Raw genomic sequence first — 24,474 nt, 5'->3', positions numbered from 1 at the left:
GACAAGTTATGAAAATTTATACGCTTTTCTATCAACTTTTATGTCAATAAGTGCTTATTTTCTCAGCGCATTTAGCTTAGCTTGTGCCAAGCCAAAGATGGTGTCGATAGGGTAAGTTCCCTCGTCGGTCGCTTCACCAGCATCTTTGCCAGTAAACAGCTCTACCGCTTCGGTTACGTGGTCGATAGCCCAGATGTGGAAATCCCCCTTATCTACCGCTTTGACAATGTCTGGGCGAAGCATCAGGTTATGTACGTTTGAACGCGGAATAATTACCCCTTGTCCAGCATGACGACCTTTGATTTCACACACATCGTAGAAGCCTTCGATCTTCTCGTTTACACCCCCAATAGGCTGCGCTTCACCGAATTGGTTCATCGAACCGGTAATCGCAATGTCCTGACGGTTCGGCTGTTTCGAGAACGCAGAAACAACTGCACAGAACTCAGCCATACTTGCACTGTCACCATCTACACCACCGTACGATTGCTCAAAGGTAATCGTGGTTGTGAGTGGCACGCGTGCTGTCTTGCCAAACACAGACGACAAGTAAGCAGACAGAATCATCACACCTTTCGAGTGAATGCTACCGCCAAGATCAACACTTCTTTCGATATCAATCACTTCACCATCACCGTAACACGTGGTTGCCGTAATGCGGTTCGGCGCGCCAAACATGTGGTCACTGGTGCTCAATACCGACAGTGCGTTAACCTGACCAACTGCAGAGCCTTCTGTACGAATCAAGGTCGTGCCGTTAACGAAGGTTTCCATCACGCTATCTTGCAAACGGCTGACTCGCATTTCTTGATTGCTCAGTGCCTCTTCCACGTGTCCGATACGGATCATGTTGGAATTCGCCTGACGAGCCACGTAGTTAGACTCACGCAATAGGTTAGCGATGTTGGCAGAATGCAACGAAAGCTTGGTTTGGTCTCCAGACAAACGCGAACTGTACTCGATGATGCGCGCGATGGCTTTCTTATCGCAGTGCAGCATGTTGTTGTCGTTCACCACACTAGAGATAAAACGTGCGTATTGCAGTTCTGAATCCGGTGTACGCTTCATTTCGTCTTCGAAATCCGCCGTCACACGGAACAGTTCTCCAAACTCTGGATCGTAGTGTTGTAGCAGTTGGTAAGTGCGGTAATCACCAAACAAAATGATTTTGATGTCTAATGGAATCGGTTCAGGATCAAGAGAAACCGCGCCAGTCAATGTCACTTCTTTTTCTAAAGAGGTAAAACTCAGCTGACGAGAACGTAATGCACGCTTCAATCCATCCCACACATAAGGTTGCTCAAGCACCTTTTGTGCATCCATCAACAACACACCGCCGTTCGCTTTATGCAAGCTACCCGCTCGAATCAAAGAGAAATCAGTAAACACTGTGCCTTTGAACGTCGCCGTTTCAATTGAACCAAATAGCGAGTGGTAGTTCGGATTCTCTTCCACCACGATTGGGAACTCGCAATCTTTACGACTAACCAGTACGTTGACTTTGTAACGACGTGGAAGCTTCTTATCTAAGGAAGCGGTAGCAATCTCACCTTGTTCACCACTCTGCTCTAGGAAGATGTCAGCGTTTTCGACAATATCTTTTTGCAGATCAGTTAGGTAGGTTTTGATTTCCGAATACTCAGCGTAATCCACTTTCAATTGCTTGATGAAGTGGGTAATCACGTCCAGCGTTACGTCATCATTAAGCTTTTTGATCTTCTCGCTAAATGAGTCTTCCCACTCAGTGAGCTCGCGAACCATATTACGCAAACTGACTTCTAGCTCGTCGATACTGCTGCCAAAGTATTCTTGCTCTTTCTTGCTGAGCGCTTCGAAAGACTCTTCGGTATGCAGCTCTTCACCGTCCATCGCAACAAACTGATAATCACCTTGCGCCGTGATCGTTAGGCTGATGCCTTTCTCTTTTGCTTCCTTACTGATGCTGTCCAACTCGTGTTGCTGTTTATTCGCAAGTTGGTTTTTTAAGCGATCAGCTCGGCTGTAGTACATCTCATTGTCGAACGCGAGAGGTAAAGCATTGAGCAATTTACCCATCAGCTTTTCGATGTCTACTTTTAGCTTGCTGCCAATTCCGCAAGGGAGTTTTAGGACTTTTGGTATACGCGTGTCTTCAAAGTTCGCGACATAACACCAATCAAACAGTGCCGCAGCATCATGTTGATGGCGGTTTAAATAGCGCAAAATCATGGTGCGCTTGCCTAGGCCGTTCTGACCAATGGCGTAGATGTTGTACCCTTTCTCCTTGATTGACATGGCGAACTCGACCGCTTTCTGTGCGCGCTCTTGCCCTACAATTTCGTCAATCGGAGGTAATTCCTTGGTCGACTTACATGGCATATTCTCTAGATCAGCTACAGAATACAGCTGTTTAGGTTCCAATCTTTGTACTGCCATACTCGCCTCCTTTTCTTATTGTCGTTACCTCAGTGTAGAGATTATTTGTTTAAATTTAAGTGATTTATCTTCCACCCCGGTTCGTTTGGACATTTTACGAACAGCTGTACGCCTTTTAAAATGATAAAAAGTCGCACTTGCAATTGATAATTAATTTCATTTAATATCTGTTCAAATCGAATTTTGTGGAGATGAAGATGAATATTGAGCAATGCTGGATGCGCTATTTGAAAGCAGAGCAGCTGATGGAACAAGGCCATTGGCCAGAAGCTCATCGCTTGTACGAAGACGTGCTTAGCCACCTGCCAAACCATATTCACTCCGCACTTGAAAACGAACAAACCAAGCCGTGTCAGTTTGTGTGTTTAATCAGTGGGTTGCGTGATGCGAGCGTTGCGCAGTCAGAAATTCTCAACAAACTCGGTATGCAGCAAGAAGCGTTCGCGGCGCTTAACCAGTCTTACGCTCTGTTCCAGTTCTTACAGCTCGAAAGCCACGATTTAATTGGCCGCGTTAGCCAAATGCTGAGCAAACAGAGTGAAGATTTATTGGCGCACATGGCAGCATTTTGCTCTGCCCAACGTAACGCTCAATGGATGATAGAGCTCGATCACGTCACCCGAGCTCATGAACAGTTCTTGTATCTACAAGCCATGAGTTCTGCAGAAGCGGGCGCGTCTCAACTCTACAATTAGCCCTCTTCATCAGAAGCTGCCACGGTAAGGCACAACAAATAACAGTAATAACAACTCGATACACAAGGAAACGTGATGTCCACACAAACCATTCTTTCGGTGAACAACCTGTCTGTCAGCTTTACGACAAACGATGGTATCGTCGATGCAGTAAAGAAGGTTAGCTTTGATCTTAAAGCCGGTGAAACGCTGTCTATCGTAGGCGAATCTGGCTCTGGTAAATCTGTCTCAACCAATGCGTTGATGAGGTTGCTGCCAGATAATGCCATTTTGCACGCCGACTCCTCTATCGTCTTTGAAGGCGAATCAATCCTAGAGAAAACCGAACGCCAAATGCAAAGCATCCGTGGCGATCGCATTGGTATGATTTTCCAAGAGCCAATGACTTCTCTTAACCCATACATGCGCGTTGGTATTCAAGTGGCGGAAGCCATTATGTGTCATCGCCCGGTGAGTAAGAAACAAGCCAAAGATAAGGTGCTTGAGCTGTTTGACTTGGTGCACCTACCAAATCCTCAACAAGCTTACACAAAGTATCCGCACGAATTCTCCGGTGGTCAGTTGCAACGCATCATGATTGCCATGGCTTTGATCAACGAGCCAGACATTCTGATTGCTGATGAGCCAACCACGGCGCTTGACGTTACCGTTCAGGCAGAGGTGCTTTATCTGATCAAAGAGATCCAAGCCAAGATGGGCATGGCGATTTTGTTCATCACTCATGACTTAGGCGTAGTGAAACACTTTGCTGACCGAGTATTGGTGATGTGTAAAGGTGAAGTGGTCGAAGAAGGCATTACAGACGCACTCTTCTCCGAACCGCAGCATGACTGCACCAAGATGCTGATTAACTCGATTCCTAAAGGCAGCAAAGACCCGATTGAAGAAAACGCCGCTGAACTTCTTAAAGCCGATGATATCCGCGTTAAGTTTCTTGTTAAGCCGCACTTCATCGCCAGCAAGAACGAGTATTTTGAGGCAGTTAAAGGCATTTCACTAGAGTTAAAGCAAGGCGAAACGCTTGGTATTGTTGGTGAATCAGGTTCCGGTAAATCAACACTAGGACGAGCTTTGATTGGTTTGCTGCCATCAAGTGGCAAGATTCAATTCAAAGGACAAGACCTTTCCCTACTCTCTGCCAAACAACGTTTTGAGTTAAAGAAAGATGTGCAGATGGTGTTCCAAGACCCTTACGGCTCGCTTTCTCCTCGTATGACGGTCGGTGACATCATCACTGAAGGTCTCACAGTGCATCAACCTCAAATGAGCAAAGCAGAACGAATGCAAAAAGCACGTGATGTTCTGCGAGAGGTGCGCTTAGACCCTGCATCTATTAACCGTTACCCGCACGAGTTTTCTGGTGGTCAGCGTCAACGTATCGCTATTGCGCGTGCGTTAATTCTTGAGCCTTCTTTCATTTTGCTTGATGAGCCAACCTCTGCTCTCGACCGCTCTGTTCAGCTGACCGTCATTGATCTTCTGAAAGATCTGCAGAAGAAACACAACATCGGCTTCTTGTTTATCAGTCACGATCTCTCCGTAGTCAAAGCGTTGTCGGACCGTGTTCTGGTGATGCAAAAGGGTGAAGTCATGGAGCAAGGAACGGCAGAAGAAATCTTCCATAATCCGAAAAGCGATTACACAAGAAAACTGATTGATGCCTCATTTGACCTTGAAAACAATGAAAATCAAGATGATGCAGCCTAGATTCATCACAGTTTCATATTCTTAAACTAGGATTAAAGTATGGTGAATTTTTCGCCATAACTACGAAAAATGGTATAGCTGCCATTCGGTTTGGCCGCCGAGACTGGTTGGTTCAAAGTTAGGCTTAGTCACCCTAACTAACACATTGAGTTCCCCCAACCATGAAAAATGCCGCGATGGATGTCGCGGCATTTTTTATTATGTTGAGCCTACGCTTGGCATTAAATATCGAGCGTTTCGATGCCCATGTTATGTAATGCAAACGCGTAAACGTCGGTAGTCAGGTCGATTTGTTTGCTCAGCGGCATCCCCGCGCCATGGCCAGCATTCACATCGATACGAATCAGCACCGGATTGTCTCCTTGATGCTTCTCTTGCAGCTCTGCAATGAACTTATATGAGTGCGCAGGGACAACACGGTCGTCGTGGTCTGCAGTCGTAACAAGTGTAGCCGGGTACGAGACACCCTCTTTCACGTTATGCACTGGTGAATAACCAAGTAGATATTGGAACATCGCCTCGGTTTGCTCTGACGTGCCGTAGTCGTACTTCCAGCCCTCACCAGAGGTAAAGGTGTGGTAGCGAAGCATGTCTAATACGCCAACTGCAGGAATCGCCACTTTAAACAGTTCTGGACGCTGAGTCATACAAGCGCCAACCAACAAGCCGCCATTTGAGCCACCACGAATCGCAAGGCGCTCTGAGCTAGTGTAGTCGTGCTCAATCAAGTATTCCGCCGCGGCAATAAAGTCATCAAACACATTTTGCTTTTGTTGCTGAGTACCTGCATTGTGCCAAGCTTTGCCATATTCGCCGCCGCCACGCATGTTTGCCACCGCGTAAATACCACCAAGCTCTAACCAGTTCGCGACATTTCCCGAGAACATCGGCGTCAAACTGATGTTAAAGCCACCATAGCCATAAAGCATGGTTGGTGCTGTACCATCGAGTTTGGTGCCTTTCTTATACGAGATGATCATCGGCACTTTCGTCCCGTCTTTTGAGGTATAGAACACTTGTTGAGACTCGTATTCTTTACGGTCGAACGGGGCTTTCGATTCTTGGTAGAGTGCAGAATCACCGCTTTCCACATTAAAAGAGAAGATAGTTGGAGGGGTCACGTAGTTAGTAAAGGTGTAGTAAAGCGTCTTATCTTCTGCTTTGCCCTGTAAGCCATATACGGTGCCTTGATCAGGCAGAGTAACCTCACGCACTAACTCACCTTGGTAAGTAAACTGCTGAACCTTGGAGAGAACATCAACCATGTAAGTTGCAAACAAGTAACCACCACCTTTGCTGATATCCAGTGGTTGCTCCTGCTCGGCAATGATTTCTGTCCATTGTTGAGTTTGAGTGTTATAGCCAACCACTTTGCCGTTAGGCGCATCTAGGTTGGTATAGAAGATTAAGGTGTCATCTTGGTTATCAATCAGATGTGTATCACCATCGGTTGTATCTCGAAGCGTGATTACGTCTTGCCCTTCTGAAGCTAGATCGACATAGAACAGCCTGTTACCCGATGTCGACTCTGCGCCGGTAATGATAAGGAAGCGATCATCTTTGGTTGTCACTCCCCCTACATAACGATGCTTCTGCGCGTCCAACGCACCAAAGACGACTTTGTCTTGAGATTGTGGTGTGCCTAACTCATGGTAGTAAAGCTTGTGCTGCTCAGTACGCGCCGAAAGCTCACTGCCCTTAGGTTTGTCATAACTCGCGTAGTAAAAGCCCTTGTTACCAAGCCAAGAAATTGTGGTGAACTTAGCGTCGACAATTTCAGGCTCAAGCTGTTCTTTGGTTTCTACATTAATGACGAAGATCTTACGCCAGTCGCTGCCGCCCTCAGAAATGGAATACGCGACAAGAGAATCGTCTTTAGAGAACTTCACTTCACCAAGTGATGTTGTTCCTTCTTCTGAAAAGGTATTCGGGTCTAAGAAGATTTCCGCTTCTTCATCCCCTTTGCGACGGTATAAAACGCTCTGGTTCTGCAAGCCATCGTTTTTGTAGAAGTAAGTGTATTCACCATGAACAAAAGGTTGAGAGTACTTTTCGTAATTCTGACTGCTCGCCACTAAGTCGCGAATTTGTTGGCGGAAAGGAATCTGACCTAGGTAATCAAAGGTCACTGAGTTTTGTCCTGAAACCCACTCCGCCGTTTCTTGGCTGAGATCGTCCTCTAGCCAGCGGTATGGGTCTGCGATGTCGTGACCAAAATAAGTGTCGACGACAGAATCTTTACGAGTTTTTGGGTAATGCATAACGTCCGTGTTACTCCGTTTGAAGTTAAGTGTTTTGTTTTATTATTTTGTTGAGATTTATTCTCAATACCTACCTTAGGGTTCAAACACCGAATTTCAACCAATAGATTGAAACATTTCTTATATTTATGAACCAATTAAAAGTAATGCGAGATAGTGAGGTATCGCTCTCGGATGTGTTCAATCAAGAGCTTCACTTTATTCGGCGGCTGACGAGTAAAAGGGTAAACCGCATAGATGCCAAGCTTTTTACCTACTAACTCAGGGAAAATATCCACCAACTCACCACTACGAATATCGTGATAGACCAAACAACGCGGTACGTAGGCGATACCATGCCCACCCAAAGCTGCCTTGCGTAAGGCCGTAGCGTTATCTGTCGAGAAACAACCCGAGACTCTGACGATGTAATCGCCATCTTTGCCTTTAAACTGCCAGTCGGTCGCCCCAGTAGTTTGATAAGCGTATTGCAGACAGTTGTGTGTGGTTAAATCGATAGGCTCAATTGGTTTGCCATTCTTGGCGATGTAAGAAGGCGACGCACAAACCACCCATTGTGAATCGAGAATATGACGGGCAATCAGGCTGGAATCTTCTAGATAGCCAGTTCGAATTACCAAGTCAAAGCCTCCAGCAACCAAGTCAACAAAGCGATTATCAAGCGACATATCGACGGTGAGGCCTGGATGCATATTACAAAACTCGGCAACGGCGTCTGCCAAAATCAAATCACCCGAGATAGTCGGCACCGACATTTTGATATGACCGCTGACATTCTCACCAAAGCCTGAAACTGCATCCATAGCCTCCTGAGTGGCTTGCTTCACATTTTTAGCACTGTGTAACAAAACCTTTCCCGCTTCGGTCAGGGTCAATTTACGCGTTGTTCGATATAATAGCTGAGCGCCGATTTCTTCTTCTAGCCGAGCAATTCTCTTACTAACTACCGAATTTGTAAGGTTATTTTCTTCCGCCACCTTACTAAAGCTGCCCATTTCTACTACCTGTGAGAACAGGATTAGGTCATCTGCACGCATCGATTATGTCACTTTTGGAATAAATTAATTTCATTATTTCCCTATATCTATAAAAAATAAAGGGGTAAATTCACGCCAAATTAACAAAACCATTACAACAAAAATCATCTCTACAGCATAAAGCCGTTCGAGAAGTCAGCGTACGAGGATGTACCAATGAGTGAAACCCTACTTGCCCTTGTGGCGTTTTCGCCAATTGTTGTCGCCGCCATATTATTGGTTGGTCTCAACTGGCCTGCTAAAAAAGCCATGCCTGTTGCGTTCGGTCTAACCGTCGCTATCGCCCTAATGTTTTGGGATATGTCAGCTACTCGCGTACTGGCGTCTGTCTTCCAAGGATTAGGTATTACAGTCTCTGTTCTATGGATCGTGTTTGGTGCCATCTTCTTGCTCAACACTTTAAAACACACTGGCGCGATCACCACTATTCGCAATGGGTTTACTGATATTTCAGCCGACCGTCGCGTTCAAGCCATCATCATCGCTTGGTGTTTCGGCTCATTCATTGAGGGCGCATCGGGCTTCGGTACGCCTGCTGCTATCGCCGCTCCTCTATTGGTCGCCATTGGCTTCCCTGCACTTGCAGCGGTACTGATGGGTATGATGATCCAATCTACGCCAGTATCTTTTGGTGCGGTTGGGACACCAATCATCGTAGGTGTGAACAAAGGTTTAGATACGCACAACATCGGCGAAGCACTGGTTGCTCATGGATCAACATGGGACGCGTACCTACAGCAAATCACCGCAAGCGTAGCAATGATTCACGCAACGGTTGGTACTCTCATTCCTGTACTCATGGCAATGATGCTGACGCGCTTCTTCGGTAAGAATAAGAGCTGGAGCGAAGGTCTAGACATTCTACCTTTCGCGCTGTTCGCAGGTGTTGCCTTTACCGTGCCTTACGCACTAACAGGTGTGTTCCTAGGTGCTGAGTTCCCGTCATTAATCGGTGGTCTAGTTGGTCTGGCGATTGTAGTTACTGCGGCGAAGAAAGGTTTCCTCGTACCAAAAACCAAATGGGACTTCGAAAGCGAAGATAAATGGCCAGCAGAATGGCTAGGTTCTCTAAAGATCAATCTTGATGACAACCCAGGCAAACCAATGAGCCTAACCAAAGCTTGGGCACCATACGTGATGCTAGCGGTTATCCTAGTGGCAAGCCGTGTAAGCCCTGAGTTCAAAGGTCTGCTTAAGAGTGTAAGCCTATCATTTGGTAATATTCTTGGTGAAACAGGCATCAGCACAGCGATTCAACCTCTTTACCTTCCGGGTGGCATCTTAGTCTTCGTTGCGTTACTTGCGGTTCTTCTGCAAGGTGGTGGCGCTAAGTCACTAGGCAAAGCGTTTGGCGAATCAAGCAAGACACTAGTCGGTGCAGGTTTCGTTCTCGTGTTCACCATCCCTATGGTTCGTATCTTTATTAACTCAGGTGTCAACGGCGCCGAGCTAGCAAGTATGCCTGTAACGACGGCGAACTTTGCAGCAGACCTCGTTGGCTCAGCATTCCCGGCGTTGAGTGCTACTGTTGGTGCCCTTGGTGCATTCATCGCCGGCTCTAATACCGTGTCGAACATGATGTTCAGCCAGTTCCAGTTCGAAGTAGCGCAGACTCTGACTATCTCAAGTGCCATTGTGGTTGCTCTTCAAGCGGTTGGCGCTGCTGCCGGTAACATGATTGCCATCCACAACGTTGTGGCAGCCTCTGCAACGGTTGGCCTGCTAGGACGAGAAGGTGCAACGCTGCGCAAGACGGTTATCCCAACGTTCTACTACTTGGTGGTCACAGGCATCATCGGTCTGATTCTGATTTACGGATTCCAACTAACAGACGCCTTAATGAAGTAACACTTACGCAGGGTCTCCCCCGCCCTGCACTTTCTCTGGCACAGCGGTCAGCACTACTACCCCGACACTTTTGGTGTGGCTTGCTGCATCAATCCCCCGACCGATGTGCCAGTCTTTTTCAGTGCAGATAATTGATTGTTCCGTGTATGGAATGTCTCACAGCTCAATCACTTATCTATACTCTATTCTGATGTCGACTGCCGAAAGGATGGCAGTCAGTGAAACACTGACAGAGCAGGTGCTCATTGACTCAGGACGCAATCTTAGAATAACAGCCAGGACACACGAATATGATTATCTCTGCTTCTACAGATTACCGCGCTGCTGCGAAAGCCAAGCTGCCTCCATTCCTTTTCCATTACATTGATGGCGGTTCATACGACGAGCGCACATTAAAGCGCAACACCGATGACTTAGGTGACGTTGCACTGCGACAACGTGTTCTGCGTGACATGAGCGATCTAAGCCTAGAAACAGAAATCTTCGGTGAGAAGTTGGCAATGCCAATCGCTCTGGCGCCTGTTGGCCTGACCGGCATGTACGCGCGACGTGGTGAGGTTCAAGCAGCAAAAGCGGCAGAAAAGAAAGGCATTCCTTTCACCATGTCGACCGTATCCGTGTGTCCAATTGAAGAAGTGGCACCTGCGATTGAACGCCCAATGTGGTTCCAGCTGTATGTTCTAAAAGACCGTGGCTTTATGAAGAACGTACTTGAGCGCGCGAAAGCCGCTGGTGTAACAACGCTGGTTTTCACAGTAGATATGCCAGTTCCGGGAGCGCGTTACCGTGACATGCACTCTGGTATGAGTGGCCCTAATGCCGCAATGCGCCGTGTATTCCAAGCAATGCGTCACCCAAGTTGGGCGTTGGATGTCGGTGTATTAGGTAAACCTCACGACTTAGGCAATATCTCGACTTACCGTGGCGAGCCAACCAAGTTGGAAGACTACATTGGCTGGTTAGGCGCAAACTTCGATCCTTCAATCTCTTGGAAAGATCTAGAGTGGATTCGAGACTTTTGGGATGGTCCAATGGTCATCAAAGGTATTTTGGATGAAGAAGATGCCAAAGACGCGGTTCGCTTCGGTGCCGATGGTATCGTGGTATCGAACCACGGTGGTCGTCAGCTTGATGGCGTACTTTCAACAGCAAAAGCGCTGCCAAGTATTGCAGATGCCGTAAAAGGTGACCTGAAGATTTTCGTCGATTCAGGCATTCGTACTGGTTTGGACGTCGTGCGTATGCTGGCACTTGGCGCAGACTGTACGCTACTTGGTCGCTCTTTTGTATACGCACTCGCAGCGCAAGGCGGTGCAGGCGTAGAGAACTTGCTTGACCTTTACGACAAGGAAATGCGCGTAGCAATGACGCTTACAGGAGCGAAAACCATCTCTGACCTATCGCGTGATTCTTTGGTGAAGATTCCTTAGGCAAATCGCCCTAAACCATGTTCATACACAAAGTGACAGCCTATGGTGCTGTCACTTTTTCATTTCATCCGGCGTTACGCCATTCTTAACACAGGCTCAAACTCGGCTTGTTCCTCCGAAAGAAACAATCGAATCGCATGGCATTTCTCTCCCATCAATCCGAATCGCTGTGGGCACGTCTCTGTATAAAAACCAAAGCAAGTCGCACCTGCGGCATCCGCTAAATGCAGCGGCCCCGTATCACAGCAAAGAAAGCCATCAAGATAACGCAACGTTGCACCCAATTGACGCAGGTCCTTGCATGCCATAGTGCGGGAGTCTTTTAATAGTGGCTGCTGGATATCTGGGCTTAATACCTCTACCCAATTCACACTCTGTCCTTGCTTGCGTTCAAATTCAGCCAGAATGGTTAACCAAGCATGATCACTGAGCTTTTTCTTGCCTCGCGCACCACGGAAGAAAGCAAATGTTGGCTTGCCTTCTTCGCGTAATTTACGTGCTTGCTGAATACCAGAGGAAAGCTCTTTTGAATCAAACACAATATGATGGTCCAAGGCGCTATCAAGCTCATGTCCCATCGCTTCAAGGATAGAAAGTGGCTTGTAGGCACCGTGACGAAAAGGCGAATCGGTGACCGAGGAGTGAGTAAATACTTGCTCTGTTTTCACTTTCTTAAAAGCGATCTTGTTCTTCGCGGGAATAACAGCGGAAAGAAAAGTGTCACACGCGCCCGCCGTCGGTGCAAACAACAAGTCATATTTCTCTTGCTTTAACAGACGGATGGTCGCAAGTGCTTTATCTGGCGATTTGAATGACAAGTTGGAGTAATGAATCTGATTGATGCCAAGATTCTTGAAGACTTCACCTTGCCAAGGCGAATTCAACAATAGATCAACTTTCGCATTGGAGTATAAGCGCAGAACCTGATGAACAAACGGAAGCAGGAAGTACATATTTCCGATACGACTGTTGTTTCTCACGATCAAAATACGTTTCACCTGATCGTGGGGCATTGGGTCGTGAACAGTGAGAGAGTCGTCATTCAACCAACCTGCAAGTTTAGGCTCAAGTTGGTGCGTCAAACGACGACGTTGTTTATCGAAATTACGGAGAAAAGTCTTCACAGCCATTCCTTTCATTCAAAGGGACATCATGGCTGCTAGTTTTATCAGTAGAGATGTGAATAAATTGTCTACGACAAAAAATACACGGATGGAATCGGTTAGTTCACCGTGTGTTCGTACTCGATCACAACTTGGTTGCCTTCAATGAAGACATTACGGATTTCACCATCTACAGTGATACGGTTTTGCAGGTACACGGAGCCCGAAGAAGAAATATCGCGTTTGCTCATAGATGGAATCACTTGACCTGGACGAACATGCAATTGTTCGCAAAGTTGCTTCACGAAGCCAAGTGTTAGCGGAGCATTCCCACGTAACAAAGCAGAGAACTCATGCAAGCTTAAGCCTAGGCGCTTTGCCATCTCCATTTGGGTGAGGTGCATTTTTGCTTTTTGCGACATCCAAATGTCGTAGAGCGCATTTCTATCTAGCTCTGTGAATTCCATGGTTTATCTCCGTATGTCAAAGTGACACTAAAGTCTCATATTTGAGCTTGATAAATGTTAGCGATGAGTCAAAGAACCTACAATTGATGGTTCGAATGATAGCGCTTATCTTTCAAAGTTCGAGTTTCATCACACCATGTAGGTTGAACAGCACAAACTTTACATTTCACCATACGTATCATTATCTTGTATTTACACATTAATCATTAACATCACACTAAACACTCATCTCCTTAATAACAGTTATAAGAAGACAAGAACGGATTATTCGAATCACATCATTTTGCTAGGGCGAAAACTCAAACTCTGCTACCTTTCACTCATTGTTCCAAAAAATGAAACTTTACTTATGCCACAGTGGTTTACAGAACTTCAAACTTACATCATGGCCCATCATCAAGACTGGAGCAGCAGCGTACTGTTCATTACGATTGCGAGCTTTTTTGCTTGGATTGCGTGGCGCGTATTGCATTCTCGATTAGCCATTTTGGTCGAGAAAACCCCCTTTCATTGGGATGACCTTTTATTAGAAGCACTCAAAACCCCCGTCAGCACCTTAATCTGGTGTTGGCCTGCGACGGTATCTTTAGGCATTGTTCTGCAAAGTGAGTTGGGGAACGAGTTCAACTGGCTCAGCACTCTTAAACTCATTCTTGTTATCAGCATCCTAGTTTGGATTGTGATGCGTCTTATCACCAACGTCGAAGACTACGTGCTTGAGCAAAAAACTCGTGACGAGACAACCGTACAAGCCGTCGCGAAAGTCGCTCGCCTGTTCTTTATCGTCATCGGCGTATTGACCGTTATGCAGGCATTTGGTCTCAGCCTTTCTGGTTTACTGACCTTTGGTGGTGTCGGTGGTTTGATTGTCGGTTTGGCAGCCAAAGATCTTCTATCAAACTTCTTTGGTGGTTTGATGATTTACTTCGATCGTCCGTTTAAAGTTGGCGATTGGATCCGCTCTCCAGACCGTCAAATAGAAGGAACGGTGGAACGTATTGGATGGCGCATGACCAGCATTCGTACCTTCGATAAGCGACCTATCTATGTGCCTAACTCAGTATTTAGCAACATCGTGGTCGAAAACCCGTCTCGCATGTTGAACCGCCGAATCTTTGAGACAATTGGCCTGCGCTACGACGATGCAGACAAAGTACCAGTAATCATTGATGAAGTGCGCGAAATGCTGAAGAACCACAAAGACATCGATACGCGCCAGACACTTATCGTCAACTTCGATGCGTTTGGTGCATCTTCACTGAACTTCTTTATCTATACCTTCACCAAAACAGTGAACTGGGTTCGCTACCACGAAGTGAAGCAAGATGTGCTTTTGCAGGTCATGGCGATCATTAAGAAGCACGAAGCGGATATTGCGTTCCCTACGCAAACACTCAAGCTTGACCCGATTCAAATGGCGAAAGCTCAAGCGCAAGACGACAGTGGTTTCTAATTTCAAAATACCAAACACAAAGCCCGCTAAATCAGCGGGCTTTTTTATGACTGGTCACTTCAACCATTATTGCTGCGCTAGAATCATTCGAGCGTTAAGCGGTTGGATTGGACGGTTGTTTTGCCCCATCGCTTTCGCAAACTCTTTCACCTGCTCTGGGGAAATGGTTTGTGTCTCTTTGATCACCAACCAGCGAACACCTTCAGAACACGGTGGCGTGGTTAGAGAACCATTGAAACGGTAGTAATCTTTGTCACTTGGGATTAGCGCGTCAGCATCAAATGGAACCTTGATGGCAACATCTTGATCTTTAGTTGGGATGTTAGCGAGCAGCTTAGCTAGATCTGGGTTCGCGTCACCCAGTTTAAAGAAGACAGCGACAACCGCCAGATGGCCAACTTTGTCGGCATGCACAAAGTGTGCTTCCAGTGGGTATTCTTTACCATCTACATGGTTTTCAGATGGCGTATGGAAGTGGAACTGTTTTAACGTAAACTCTTTACCATCAATAGTGAGCGTGTTTTTGCCTTCTAGACTGGTCTGTAAAGTGTGGCCGTTATTCAGCAGTGAAATTGCCTTACCTTCGTAATCGAAATCCAGTTTTTCTAGCTTGGCTTCGGTCGCTGATTCGATATTGATTGGACTTTGGTTTTGACCTTTCGCACATTCAGAAGCGAACTCACCCCAATTTTCCGGGCCGTGTTCACCTTCATAGCCCCAGTTTGCCGCGTTTGCTGAGCCTGCAAATACCAATGCTAAACCAAGTGCTGTCAGTGACTTTCTCATTTTCATTTCCTTTTGTATCTATGGTTAAGTAATGAACACTTTCTTATGCGTATGTTCACGCATGCAGTATTAACAAAGGAATGAAGAAAATGGATTAGCTCGCGCTATGCAATCTATGTTTACCTGCTAAATTTGGAAATGATCTCCACATTTTATGTAATTGATAAGTCGACAATTAGAAACCATAGAGAATCAGTTCAGTACAAAAATATTGCAGCAATAACGGGGAGGTTATTGGCTAAGCTGACTGTTAAAACAATAACCTTGAATATTATAAAGGCACACTTTAATAACCATTGCAAATAAATAAGTTCTTAGCAGTCATCTATTGAATTTTATAAGTGGTTTTTATTTAGCCACAACAAACTTAAACACACAGCCGAATTTAAAATACAATTTCGTTCTGAGCTTTCTGTTAGTAAAAATCACTATTTAAACAGTCACCTCATGAAATATTGAAAATCATAGGTATTCTTTTATTTATTTTTATTGGAATGCCGACTATGCGATATCAATCAGCGCCTGCTAATACAGAAGAAGCACAAGAAACCACAGCGCAACGAGCAGCACGACAACAGCAAGAACGCAGGAATGAGTTAACTTACTCCTCAAGTGACTATAAGCGCTGGAATGATAACCGAGATAAAGTCGTCGCCGACCGCAAAGAAGAAGAACAGAAAAACCATATTCACGTGGGCGAAGAGCGTGAGGTGCCTGACGCTATCCTGTCACCGATGCCCACATCAAGAATGGCAATGAACGATGCGATAGGAAAACGTGTATTGCCATCCGACCTGCTCGGTTCTATTTTTGCCAATCAGCCTGTTAGTGCAGAGGTTGTCGCTCTTCAGATGTCATCACTCAATCCTGCGACTCAAAAGGAAGTTAAAGAGAGTGGTGAGCTTGTATTTAGCGGCATGCAATACAAACATGCTCATGGCACGGTAGGTGCACTTCAAGTTGTCGATACATATGCAGGCGAACAACCCGATAAAAATACATCACAGATGGCCTACTGGGTCGCACAAGGCAAGTATCTCGATATACCTAAACACCCTGATCCTCATCGCGACCATTTATATGTTTTCACGCCCAACTTCAGCGGCTGCTCTTTTGTTGTGGATGACTGGAGCGATGATTTAATCAGGGTTTACCATGTGGAAGGTGGCAAAGAAGATAAGCAATACAATGACGTGAAAGACCACAGTAACGGATTAATCAACTATATGAGTTTCCGTGATTATGGTTTTTACCAAAAAGGCAGCACCACGATTAAGAATATTACGGGCTTTGCCTTTATGCGCTACAACACCCAAACTCGAAATTGGGAAATTCATTACCAGAAGCAAGAGCATGCTCCTTCTATCAGCCAACCTACGACATCAGCTAAAACTCTTTTCTCATCAGAAAAGCACACGGCAAAAGTCATGGCGTCGAAGGAGTCTCGTGTGGTTGAGACGGGAACCATAGTAATAAAACGCTAACGTTGAAGTAATAATGAGTTTGAGTTGTAAATGAGCGCAATCCAATAAAATAGTCAGTCATTAAAAACAAAAAACGCCCTAAGGTTCACTTAGGGCGTTTTTATTAATTTGATATCAAGAGGTTTTAGGCTGCTTTATCGCGACCTTATTCCCAATCAAGAATAACCTTTCCTGACATACCGCTGCGCATTACGTCGAAGCCTTCTTGGAAGTCATCAATCTTGTAGTGGTGCGTGATGATTGGTGATAGATCCAAACCAGACTGGATCAGTGAAGCCATCTTGTACCAAGTTTCGAACATTTCACGGCCGTAGATACCTTTGATCACCAAGCCTTTGAAGATAACTTGGTTCCAGTCGATGCCCATGTCTGATGGTGGAATACCTAGTAGTGCAATACGACCACCGTGGTTCATCGTGGTTAGCATTGAGTTGAATGCAGCTGGGTTACCAGACATTTCTAGACCTACGTCGAAGCCTTCTGTCATACCTAGCTCAGCCATTACGTCTTCTAGCTTCTCTTCAGCAACGTTTACTGCGCGCGTTACGCCCATCTTACGAGCAAGTTCTAGACGGTATTCGTTCACGTCTGTGATCACTACGTGGCGAGCACCAACGTGTTTCGCGACTGCAGCAGCCATGATACCGATTGGGCCAGCACCTGTGATAAGCACGTCTTCGCCTACTAGGTCGAAAGAAAGCGCAGTGTGTACTGCGTTACCAAACGGGTCAAAGATAGACGCTAGATCGTCAGAGATGCCTTCAGGGATCTTGAACGCATTGAACGCTGGAATCACTAGGTATTCTGCGAATGCACCTTCACGGTTAACGCCCACACCAATTGTGTTACGACATAGGTGAGTACGACCGCCACGACAGTTACGACAGTGACCACACGTGATGTGACCTTCGCCAGATACGCGGTCACCGATTTCAAAGCCACGAACTTCCTGACCAATCGCAACCACTTCACCCACGTATTCGTGGCCAACAACCATCGGTACTGGAATTGTCTTTTGTGACCATTCGTCCCAGTTGTAGATATGTACGTCTGTACCACAGATAGCGGTTTTCTTAATTTTGATCAGAATGTCGTTATGGCCAACTTCAGGTTTATCAACCTCAGTCATCCAGATGCCTTCTTCAGGCTTTAGCTTTGATAATGCTTTAATTTTCATAGTATTCACCAAACATTGCCCCGCTCTATGCGTGACAAAAAATTCTTTCATCTAATGCGTTTAAGGAAGAAATAAAGGCTTTGCCCATGAGCCGACTCAGAAGAGTTGGGAAAGCCTTTTTATCTTTAAACGTAAGCTCTTTCTCCTTTCCATCTAATCCCTCTCCTATGTTTTAGGAGGAGGCTAGGAAGGTGAAACGAAACTTAGATGATGCCCATGTCCTTACCAACTTGGATGAACGCGTCGATTGCACGGTCTAGTTGCTCACGAGAGTGCGCCGCAGACATTTGAGTACGGATACGCGCTTGACCTTTTGGTACAACAGGGAATGAGAAGCCAATTACGTAGATGCCTTTCTCTAGAGCGCGCTCTGCGAATTCTGCTGCTACTTTTGCGTCACCAAGCATGATTGGAATGATTGCGTGGTCAGCACCACCCATTGTGAAACCAGCGTCTTCCATACGAGTACGGAAGTGTGCTGCGTTTTCCCATAGACGGTCACGTAGGTCACCGCTCTCTTCTAGTAGGTCTAGAACGCGGATAGAAGCGCTTACGATTGCTGGTGCAACAGAGTTAGAGAATAGGTATGGACGAGAACGCTGACGTAGCCAGTCAATCACTTCTGCTTTACCAGATGTGTAACCGCCTGAAGCTCCGCCCATTGCTTTACCTAGCGTACCAGTGATGATGTCGATACGGTCAACCACGTTGTGGTGCTCGTGCGTACCTGCACCTGTTTTACCCATGAAGCCAACAGCGTGAGAGTCATCAACCATAGTCAATGCGCCGTACTTCTCTGCTAGGTCACAGATAGCTGGTAGGTTTGCCACTACGCCGTCCATTGAGAACACGCCGTCCGTTACGATAAGAATGTGGCGAGCGCCTGCTTCTTTCGCAGCGTTCAGTTGTTGCTCTAGCTCTTCCATGTTGTTGTTTGAGTAACGGAAACGCATCGCTTTACATAGACGAACACCGTCGATGATTGACGCGTGGTTTAGTGCGTCAGAGATAATTGCGTCTTCTTTACCTAGAATAGTTTCAAATAAGCCCGCGTTTGCGTCGAAACATGATGTGTAAAGAATCGTGTCTTCTTTACCTAGGAACTTAGAAAGCTTCTGCTCAAGCTCTTTGTGGATGTCTTGAGTACCACAGATGAAACGTACTGAAGCCATACCAAAGCCGTGCTCGTCCATGCCTGCTTTACCCGCTTCGATAAGTGCTGGGTGGTTAGCAAGACCAAGGTAGTTGTTCGCACAGAAGTTTAGTACTTCTTCACCAGTAGAGATTTTAACAGCCGCTTGCTGTTGAGACGTGATGATACGCTCTGCCTTGTAAAGGCCTTCCGCCTTCACTTCTTCAATTTGCTGTTCAATCTGTTGGTAAAATGCAGAAGACATTCGCAATTCCTTCCTGTTTATTTTGTCGAGTTTTCACTCGATTAGAATTAGGTTGAGCCTTTATGTGACGGGGGTCACAGGCACTTACTTATCAATTAAGTGTAGTGTAATTCAAGGAAGGAAAAACGATTATCCCTCAAGGTGGAAAAGCATTAATGAATCCAAGGCACGAATCCAGTTAATGCTTTTCTATGAGGTTGTAATGAAAGGAGTTATAGCCAAGTCGGCTTAGCTAAAAGTGCTTCAAAGTCCTTAGCAGGTAATGGTCGGCTATAGTGGAAACCTTGTCCGAACTCACAGTTTAGGTTTTTCAGGTAATCCACATGACGCTGTTCTTCGATGCCTTCTGCGACGATCTTCAGATTCAGCGCTTTCGCCATCGCAATAATCACGTTCACAAGTTCACGGTCGGACTCATTTTCAAACATGTTCTGCAAGAAGCTGCGGTCGATCTTAAGGCGATCAAATGGGAACTTCTGCAAGTAACTTAATGCGGAATAACCAGTACCGAAATCATCAATGGTGAGCTTCGCGCCCAATGCTCGTAAGCTGTCTAACATCCCCATCAGTTCGTTACTGTGGTTGAAGAGCAAGCTTTCCGTGACTTCTACATCAAACATCTCAGCAGGTAATCCCGACTCTTCAAGATGCTGCTTAATTTGTTCTAAGAGTTGATCACAGTATCTAAACTGCACACTAGAGAAGTTTACTGACACGAACAGAGGTGCAAGGGTCTGCCATTGGGCAGCTTGATGACACGCTTGGCGAATCGCAAAGTCCCCTAGCTGATGAATCAAACCGTTCTTCTCGGCAATCGAGATAAACTCTTCTGGATTGACGAAACCAAACTTCTCATCGTTCCAACGCATCAAAGCTTCAGCGCCGACAATCGTACCGCTGTTCAAGTCAATAATAGGTTGGTAGTAGAGCTCTAATAAATCGTGCGCAATAGCATGACGCAGACGACTCTCTAAATCTAAGAAGCGCTGCAAATCTTGGTTCATGTTGTGGTCATAGAAGCAGAACGCATCACGACCGTCTTGCTTCACGCGGTACATCGCCATGTCTGCACACGCCAGTAGTTGCTCTGCGTTGTCGCCATCCTCTGGGAACACCGACATACCAACACTCGCCGATAGGAAGAATTCATGGTTTTGCCAAACGAACGGTTCATTGAACACAGACAGGACAGTTGTTGCAAAACGTTTTGCGCTGTCGGCATCTTGCAAATCTGGGATGACCAAGAGGAACTCATCGCCACCAATACGCGCGAGTAAGTCAGTCTTGCGTACTGCGTTGTGCAAGCGTTCTGCTGCCAGCTTCAAGACTTCATCACCGACAAAGTGACCCATTGAATCATTGATTTGTTTGAAGTGGTCAAGGTCAATGAACATAACCAACACGTTGGCCCCCATTCGCTCAGCGCGTGACAGTTCCAGCTCCAAACGTTCTGAGCCATATACTCGGTTTGGCAACCCGGTCAGAGAGTCATGTTTTGCTTGGTAAGCCAACTCCATCTCTGATGATTTACGGCGCTCGATTTCACTGGTTAATCGCTGGTTTTGCTGAGACAGGAAGTCTTTACGCTTTTTCTCTTCTTCCAGTTTGATCTTAAGCTCAACACGCGTGTTATTTAGGCTAAACGCATACAAGAGACCAAACACAATCAAGATAGCAAGGATGCTCAATCCAGTAATGAATACGCGCGAGGTGTAGATGTCGCGTTCACTGAGCGATTCAAACCACGCCATCAACTCAAAATGATGACGTTCAATTGGCACTTCGAAGTAAATCTTCTGTTTAAGCTCTTGAGAAAGCGCCTCTGGGCCCGTAACGTTTTCTTGTTCCAGTTTGCGGCTGATCGAATCCCAAACTTCCATTTCAACGTCATTGATCTTCAGCACCATGCGACTGTAGCTGTCTTCATGCTCCTGATTGGTGAGTTGAGAAATCACCACTTGCTTGTTGATGTCTGCAATCAAGTAACCAACCGGTTTGCCTGAGAACATCACTTGCTTGACCACTTGGATTAACACTCTGCCGTCATCACGAACGGCTCGTATCTCTTCGGTATTTTTGTGGTTTTGCAGTAATCGCGAGGTGTCGATGCGATGGTCTGTTTTCGCACCGGTTGTGACGATTGTTGAGCCATCTAGGCCAATCAGAGTCAGCTTCTTGTAGATGATTTGGTTGTTGACGATTTTCGTTTCGGACTTTTCTTGCAGCTTGCGTTTCAAATTAATTAAACTCGCACCCAAACCGTATTCCATCGACATGCCAGAAGCGAGGTTAGCAAAAAAGGTCTGCACCGTTTTATCGGTGGATAGATGGTCTATATCTTCGCTGGCAAGCGTAAATAAATTATCAAGCGTACCTGCGTAACTTTTCACCTTTAGGCCGAGTTCTCGGTGTTGTGAATCTTTTAATTTATTTTGACCTAAACTCGTCACAGTAATAAGCATCGCCAAGTAGAGCGATACCAAAATCGCACTGATGGTAATGATCTTCTGGCTTGATATTTTTTTTACAGACTTTCTCATATATCTTTCTTACTATCTTCTAAGAAGTAGTCATTATAGAAATAGTAAATAGATGGGTAATATTTCTCGACCAAGGCTTGGTACGTCCCATCTTGCTTAATTGAATTCAAATATTGGTTAAACGCGGCTTTTAATTCAGGAGAATCCTTACGGAAGGCAACCGCCATTTTTTGATTTTCAGAGACTGGGCCAATGACTTTGATTTCACCTGGCCATTTTTCTAATGCAATCAGTGTATCTGCCACATCTAGCAGCGTACTCTCTGCATCGTTCTTCATGATAGCAGGAACCATTTCGTTCAAACGGCGCTGGCCATCAGGCAAAATCACCTTAGCCCCCGTGTCATACAAGTTGTAAAGATTTGGGTCTAGGCATGAGTGCTCCATCGCTAGAACTTCACGTCCGTTAATCAAAGCTTTTACTTTGGTGATGTCGCGCTCCACCGAGCCAGTCGGCGTGATTGGCGTAAGAGTAGAATCGGTACGAGCCACCAGCCACACTGCAGATGGAAAGTAGTCATCTGAGAAATCGACGATTTGAGCACGCCAATCCAAAATAGTGACACCGTTAGCGATCAGGTCGCCTTCAACCGGCATCTTCTCACCCACAACCAGCTGCGCATCTTTGTATTCGACTTGCTGACCTGTCAGTTTACCAACCACATTATTCCACTGCGCTGGTACGTATTGGTAACGCACGCCGAGAGATTGAGCAAACCCTTTGATGATATCGACATCGAGACCTGTCAGTGTTTGCATTTCCCCTTGATCAATGTAAGAAACGAAGTTGGCATAAGGCACACCGATATGACGCAGCACGCCACTGTCTTTGATGTCTTGCAGATCGCCTGCCGAGACAGAAGTCGACATGATTGAAGCAAGAGCAACGGTAAGTGCCGTCATGGTTCGTTTGATTGTTTTCACTGACATGGTGAATATCCCTCTCTTCCACAAAGCGCCCAATAAAGGGCGCTTTGAAAGTTCAACAACGTTAGAACGAGTAGTAAAGATCCGTGATGGCTTCAACAAGCCCTTCTACGTCTTTCTCATCGTGGAATAGATGCGTTGAGATGCGCAGTGCTTGTGTTTCATATGCATCATCTTTGTACAGCTTGAAGCTTGTCGTACGGATGATGTAGCCATAGTCTTCACGCAGACGGTCGCGGAACAAGGTGAGTCGTTCTTCATCCGTCACATCGCTAAATGGGTTGAACGTCGTTAGGCCGCTGGTTAAGCCTTCCACATTTGGCGAGTACATTTGAGCATGTGGTAACGCTTCATTAAGCAGCGTTTTGCATAGGTCACTTAGTTCAAGAACGCGCTCTTGAATACGGTCACGACCAATCTCGTCCCACATCTTACAGCTATCAGCAAGTGCTTGTTTTGCTGGGTAGTTGTCATTACCAATGTATTGCATTTGCAATTGCTTGCCTAGGTAATCAGCGTGAGAAAGAGAAGAGTTGATCAACCATAGTGGATTCTCGCGATCGCTCCAGTACTCATTCAAACGGTTGCCGTTATCACGTACATACAAGATACCTGTCGCGCCAGGACCACACTGCCACTTATGACCAGATCCTGCATAGAAATCACAATCCATATCGTGGAAGTCTAAATCGAACATACCAACAGTGTGCGCACCATCAACTAAGGTTGGGATACCGTGTTGTTTTGCAAGAGAACAGATTTCTTTGGCTGGAAGTGTAGTACCTGTTTTGTAGGTAATGTGCGAGAAAACGATAAGACGAACGTTGTGGTGGGCTTCAATCGCTTCGCGGAACGCTTGAATGTAATCTTGTTCAGAAACGTCTTCAGTACCAGTGAAAACAGGAAGTTGAATTTCGACCACATCCACACCGAAGCGGTGTTTTGCTACATTCATTGGAGAAGTGGCAGCAACGTGTTCGTGGTGAGTTGTTAGGATGACATCGCCCGGTTCAAAATGAAGGCCATTGATAATAGAACATAGGCCATCAGTAGTGTTGCGGCTTAGAATGATTTCATCTGGGTTAGCACCAAAGCCCGGCGCTACTTGCGTCACCATTTCAGAAACATGAGGCCAAGCGCCAAACTTGTCTTTCATATCCCATGGGTACTTAGCAACGATTTTGTTGTTGTCTTCGTATCCTTCAAGAACATGTTTTGGCATCGAACCTGTCGTACCGATGTTCATGTAAGTCGTTCGTTTATCCAATACGAACTGCTTTTGAACTTTACGCCAAAAGCGTTTATCGTTCTTTTTACCTAGACGGCTCCAGTCGATATTCGGTTCCTTTGCTTGAACAGCACCAGAAAACGCTGAAGCACTGACGCCAGCCACAACTGCACCAGTTGCACCTTTTAAAAAATTGCGGCGGCTGCGATTAGTCTGAATAGATTCCTTGTCGCTCATCTTTTCGATCCTTGTCGGAAGTTTAGCCATATTATTAATTATGAATCCGTAACTATCTGTTACTAAACCATTATTACCTAATAGGTCTATAGTTTAGATTTTTCCGCTGCAATTAAGTGACTTTAGTTCCACTTTTTCATTCTATCTGATGATATAAGCAACAATTCCCACACCTACAAATAGACAACCAAACACATATTAAAATATTCACTAAAACACTTATTGCTAATATAAATCACAAATCAATTTATAATCTCCACTAAAAGAGAAAAACTATGTTTGT

At 45.8% G+C, this 24,474-nt stretch carries 17 protein-coding genes; 6 read left to right on the top strand and 11 right to left on the bottom strand.

Features of this window, described 5'->3' with window-relative positions:
- Positions 1-54 precede the first annotated feature (54 nt).
- Positions 55-2,415: a Lon protease family protein gene (locus A9237_RS17905; RefSeq protein WP_078608887.1), complete on the bottom strand. Its 2,361-nt coding sequence runs from the start codon at positions 2,413-2,415 to the stop codon at positions 55-57.
- Positions 2,416-2,612: 197 nt separating this feature from the next.
- Here A9237_RS17905 and A9237_RS17900 point away from each other — a divergent pair, with 197 nt between their 5' ends.
- Both A9237_RS17900 and A9237_RS17895 read left to right on the top strand, forming a co-directional pair.
- The gene (locus A9237_RS17900) at positions 2,613-3,110 is read left to right on the top strand and encodes a hypothetical protein (protein WP_005439030.1); all 498 of its coding nucleotides are present in this window, start codon (positions 2,613-2,615) and stop codon (positions 3,108-3,110) included.
- 75 nt (positions 3,111-3,185) lie between these two features.
- Positions 3,186-4,817 carry an ABC transporter ATP-binding protein gene (locus A9237_RS17895; RefSeq protein ID WP_078608885.1) on the top strand — a complete coding sequence of 544 codons (1,632 nt, stop codon included), beginning with the start codon at positions 3,186-3,188 and terminating at the stop codon, positions 4,815-4,817.
- Between the two features lie 221 nt (positions 4,818-5,038).
- Here the strand turns inward: A9237_RS17895 and A9237_RS17890 are convergent, their stop codons facing one another.
- Positions 5,039-7,078, bottom strand: a complete 2,040-nt coding sequence (locus A9237_RS17890; protein ID WP_078608883.1) for a prolyl oligopeptidase family serine peptidase — start codon at positions 7,076-7,078, stop codon at positions 5,039-5,041.
- Positions 7,079-7,215: 137 nt separating this feature from the next.
- Positions 7,216-8,115 (bottom strand): LysR family transcriptional regulator, encoded by a 900-nt coding sequence (locus A9237_RS17885; protein WP_005439033.1) that lies wholly within the window; start codon positions 8,113-8,115, stop codon positions 7,216-7,218.
- Between the two features lie 156 nt (positions 8,116-8,271).
- Between A9237_RS17885 and A9237_RS17880 the strand changes: the two genes are divergently transcribed.
- Both A9237_RS17880 and lldD read left to right on the top strand, forming a co-directional pair.
- Positions 8,272-9,963, top strand: coding sequence for an L-lactate permease (locus A9237_RS17880; protein ID WP_020197864.1), 1,692 nt, complete (start codon positions 8,272-8,274; stop codon positions 9,961-9,963).
- 290 nt (positions 9,964-10,253) lie between these two features.
- Positions 10,254-11,393, top strand: coding sequence for an FMN-dependent L-lactate dehydrogenase LldD (lldD, locus tag A9237_RS17875; RefSeq protein WP_005439035.1), 1,140 nt, complete (start codon positions 10,254-10,256; stop codon positions 11,391-11,393).
- A gap of 74 nt (positions 11,394-11,467) precedes the next feature.
- Here the strand turns inward: lldD and A9237_RS17870 are convergent, their stop codons facing one another.
- Both A9237_RS17870 and A9237_RS17865 read right to left on the bottom strand, forming a co-directional pair.
- Positions 11,468-12,523, bottom strand: coding sequence for a glycosyltransferase family 9 protein (locus tag A9237_RS17870; protein ID WP_078608882.1), 1,056 nt, complete (start codon positions 12,521-12,523; stop codon positions 11,468-11,470).
- 92 nt (positions 12,524-12,615) lie between these two features.
- On the bottom strand, positions 12,616-12,963 hold the full coding sequence (locus tag A9237_RS17865; protein WP_005439037.1) for a helix-turn-helix domain-containing protein: 348 nt from the start codon (positions 12,961-12,963) through the stop codon (positions 12,616-12,618).
- Positions 12,964-13,312: 349 nt separating this feature from the next.
- On the opposite strand from A9237_RS17865, the gene A9237_RS17860 reads away from it, so the two are divergent.
- On the top strand, positions 13,313-14,416 hold the full coding sequence (locus A9237_RS17860) for a mechanosensitive ion channel family protein (RefSeq protein WP_039988581.1): 1,104 nt from the start codon (positions 13,313-13,315) through the stop codon (positions 14,414-14,416).
- A gap of 66 nt (positions 14,417-14,482) precedes the next feature.
- Here A9237_RS17860 and A9237_RS17855 read toward each other — a convergent pair whose 3' ends face one another.
- Positions 14,483-15,202: a carbonic anhydrase gene (locus A9237_RS17855; RefSeq protein ID WP_078608880.1), complete on the bottom strand. Its 720-nt coding sequence runs from the start codon at positions 15,200-15,202 to the stop codon at positions 14,483-14,485.
- 503 nt (positions 15,203-15,705) lie between these two features.
- On the opposite strand from A9237_RS17855, the gene A9237_RS17850 reads away from it, so the two are divergent.
- Complete coding sequence (locus A9237_RS17850) at positions 15,706-16,686, top strand: cytotoxin (RefSeq protein WP_078608878.1); 981 nt, start codon at positions 15,706-15,708, stop codon at positions 16,684-16,686.
- A gap of 145 nt (positions 16,687-16,831) precedes the next feature.
- Here the strand turns inward: A9237_RS17850 and tdh are convergent, their stop codons facing one another.
- From tdh to A9237_RS17825, 5 genes are all read right to left on the bottom strand, one after another.
- Positions 16,832-17,863, bottom strand: a complete 1,032-nt coding sequence (gene tdh / locus A9237_RS17845; protein WP_005383983.1) for an L-threonine 3-dehydrogenase — start codon at positions 17,861-17,863, stop codon at positions 16,832-16,834.
- Positions 17,864-18,066: 203 nt separating this feature from the next.
- Positions 18,067-19,260, bottom strand: coding sequence for a glycine C-acetyltransferase (locus tag A9237_RS17840; RefSeq protein ID WP_078608876.1), 1,194 nt, complete (start codon positions 19,258-19,260; stop codon positions 18,067-18,069).
- Positions 19,261-19,472: 212 nt separating this feature from the next.
- Positions 19,473-21,800, bottom strand: coding sequence for a putative bifunctional diguanylate cyclase/phosphodiesterase (locus A9237_RS17835; protein ID WP_078608874.1), 2,328 nt, complete (start codon positions 21,798-21,800; stop codon positions 19,473-19,475).
- The gene (locus A9237_RS17830; protein ID WP_038895929.1) at positions 21,797-22,729 is read right to left on the bottom strand and encodes a transporter substrate-binding domain-containing protein; all 933 of its coding nucleotides are present in this window, start codon (positions 22,727-22,729) and stop codon (positions 21,797-21,799) included. The genes A9237_RS17835 and A9237_RS17830 overlap by 4 nt, the downstream gene beginning before the upstream one ends.
- A gap of 61 nt (positions 22,730-22,790) precedes the next feature.
- A complete protein-coding gene (locus tag A9237_RS17825) occupies positions 22,791-24,191 on the bottom strand; it encodes an aminotransferase class V-fold PLP-dependent enzyme (protein WP_020195783.1) in 1,401 nt (466 codons plus the stop codon).
- Positions 24,192-24,474 lie beyond the last annotated feature (283 nt).

This window comes from Vibrio owensii, from assembly GCF_002021755.1.
Lineage (GTDB): Bacteria > Pseudomonadota > Gammaproteobacteria > Enterobacterales > Vibrionaceae > Vibrio > Vibrio owensii.
Note: the sequence above shows the minus strand (reverse complement) of the source record. Positions and strands in the feature narration are given on the sequence as shown.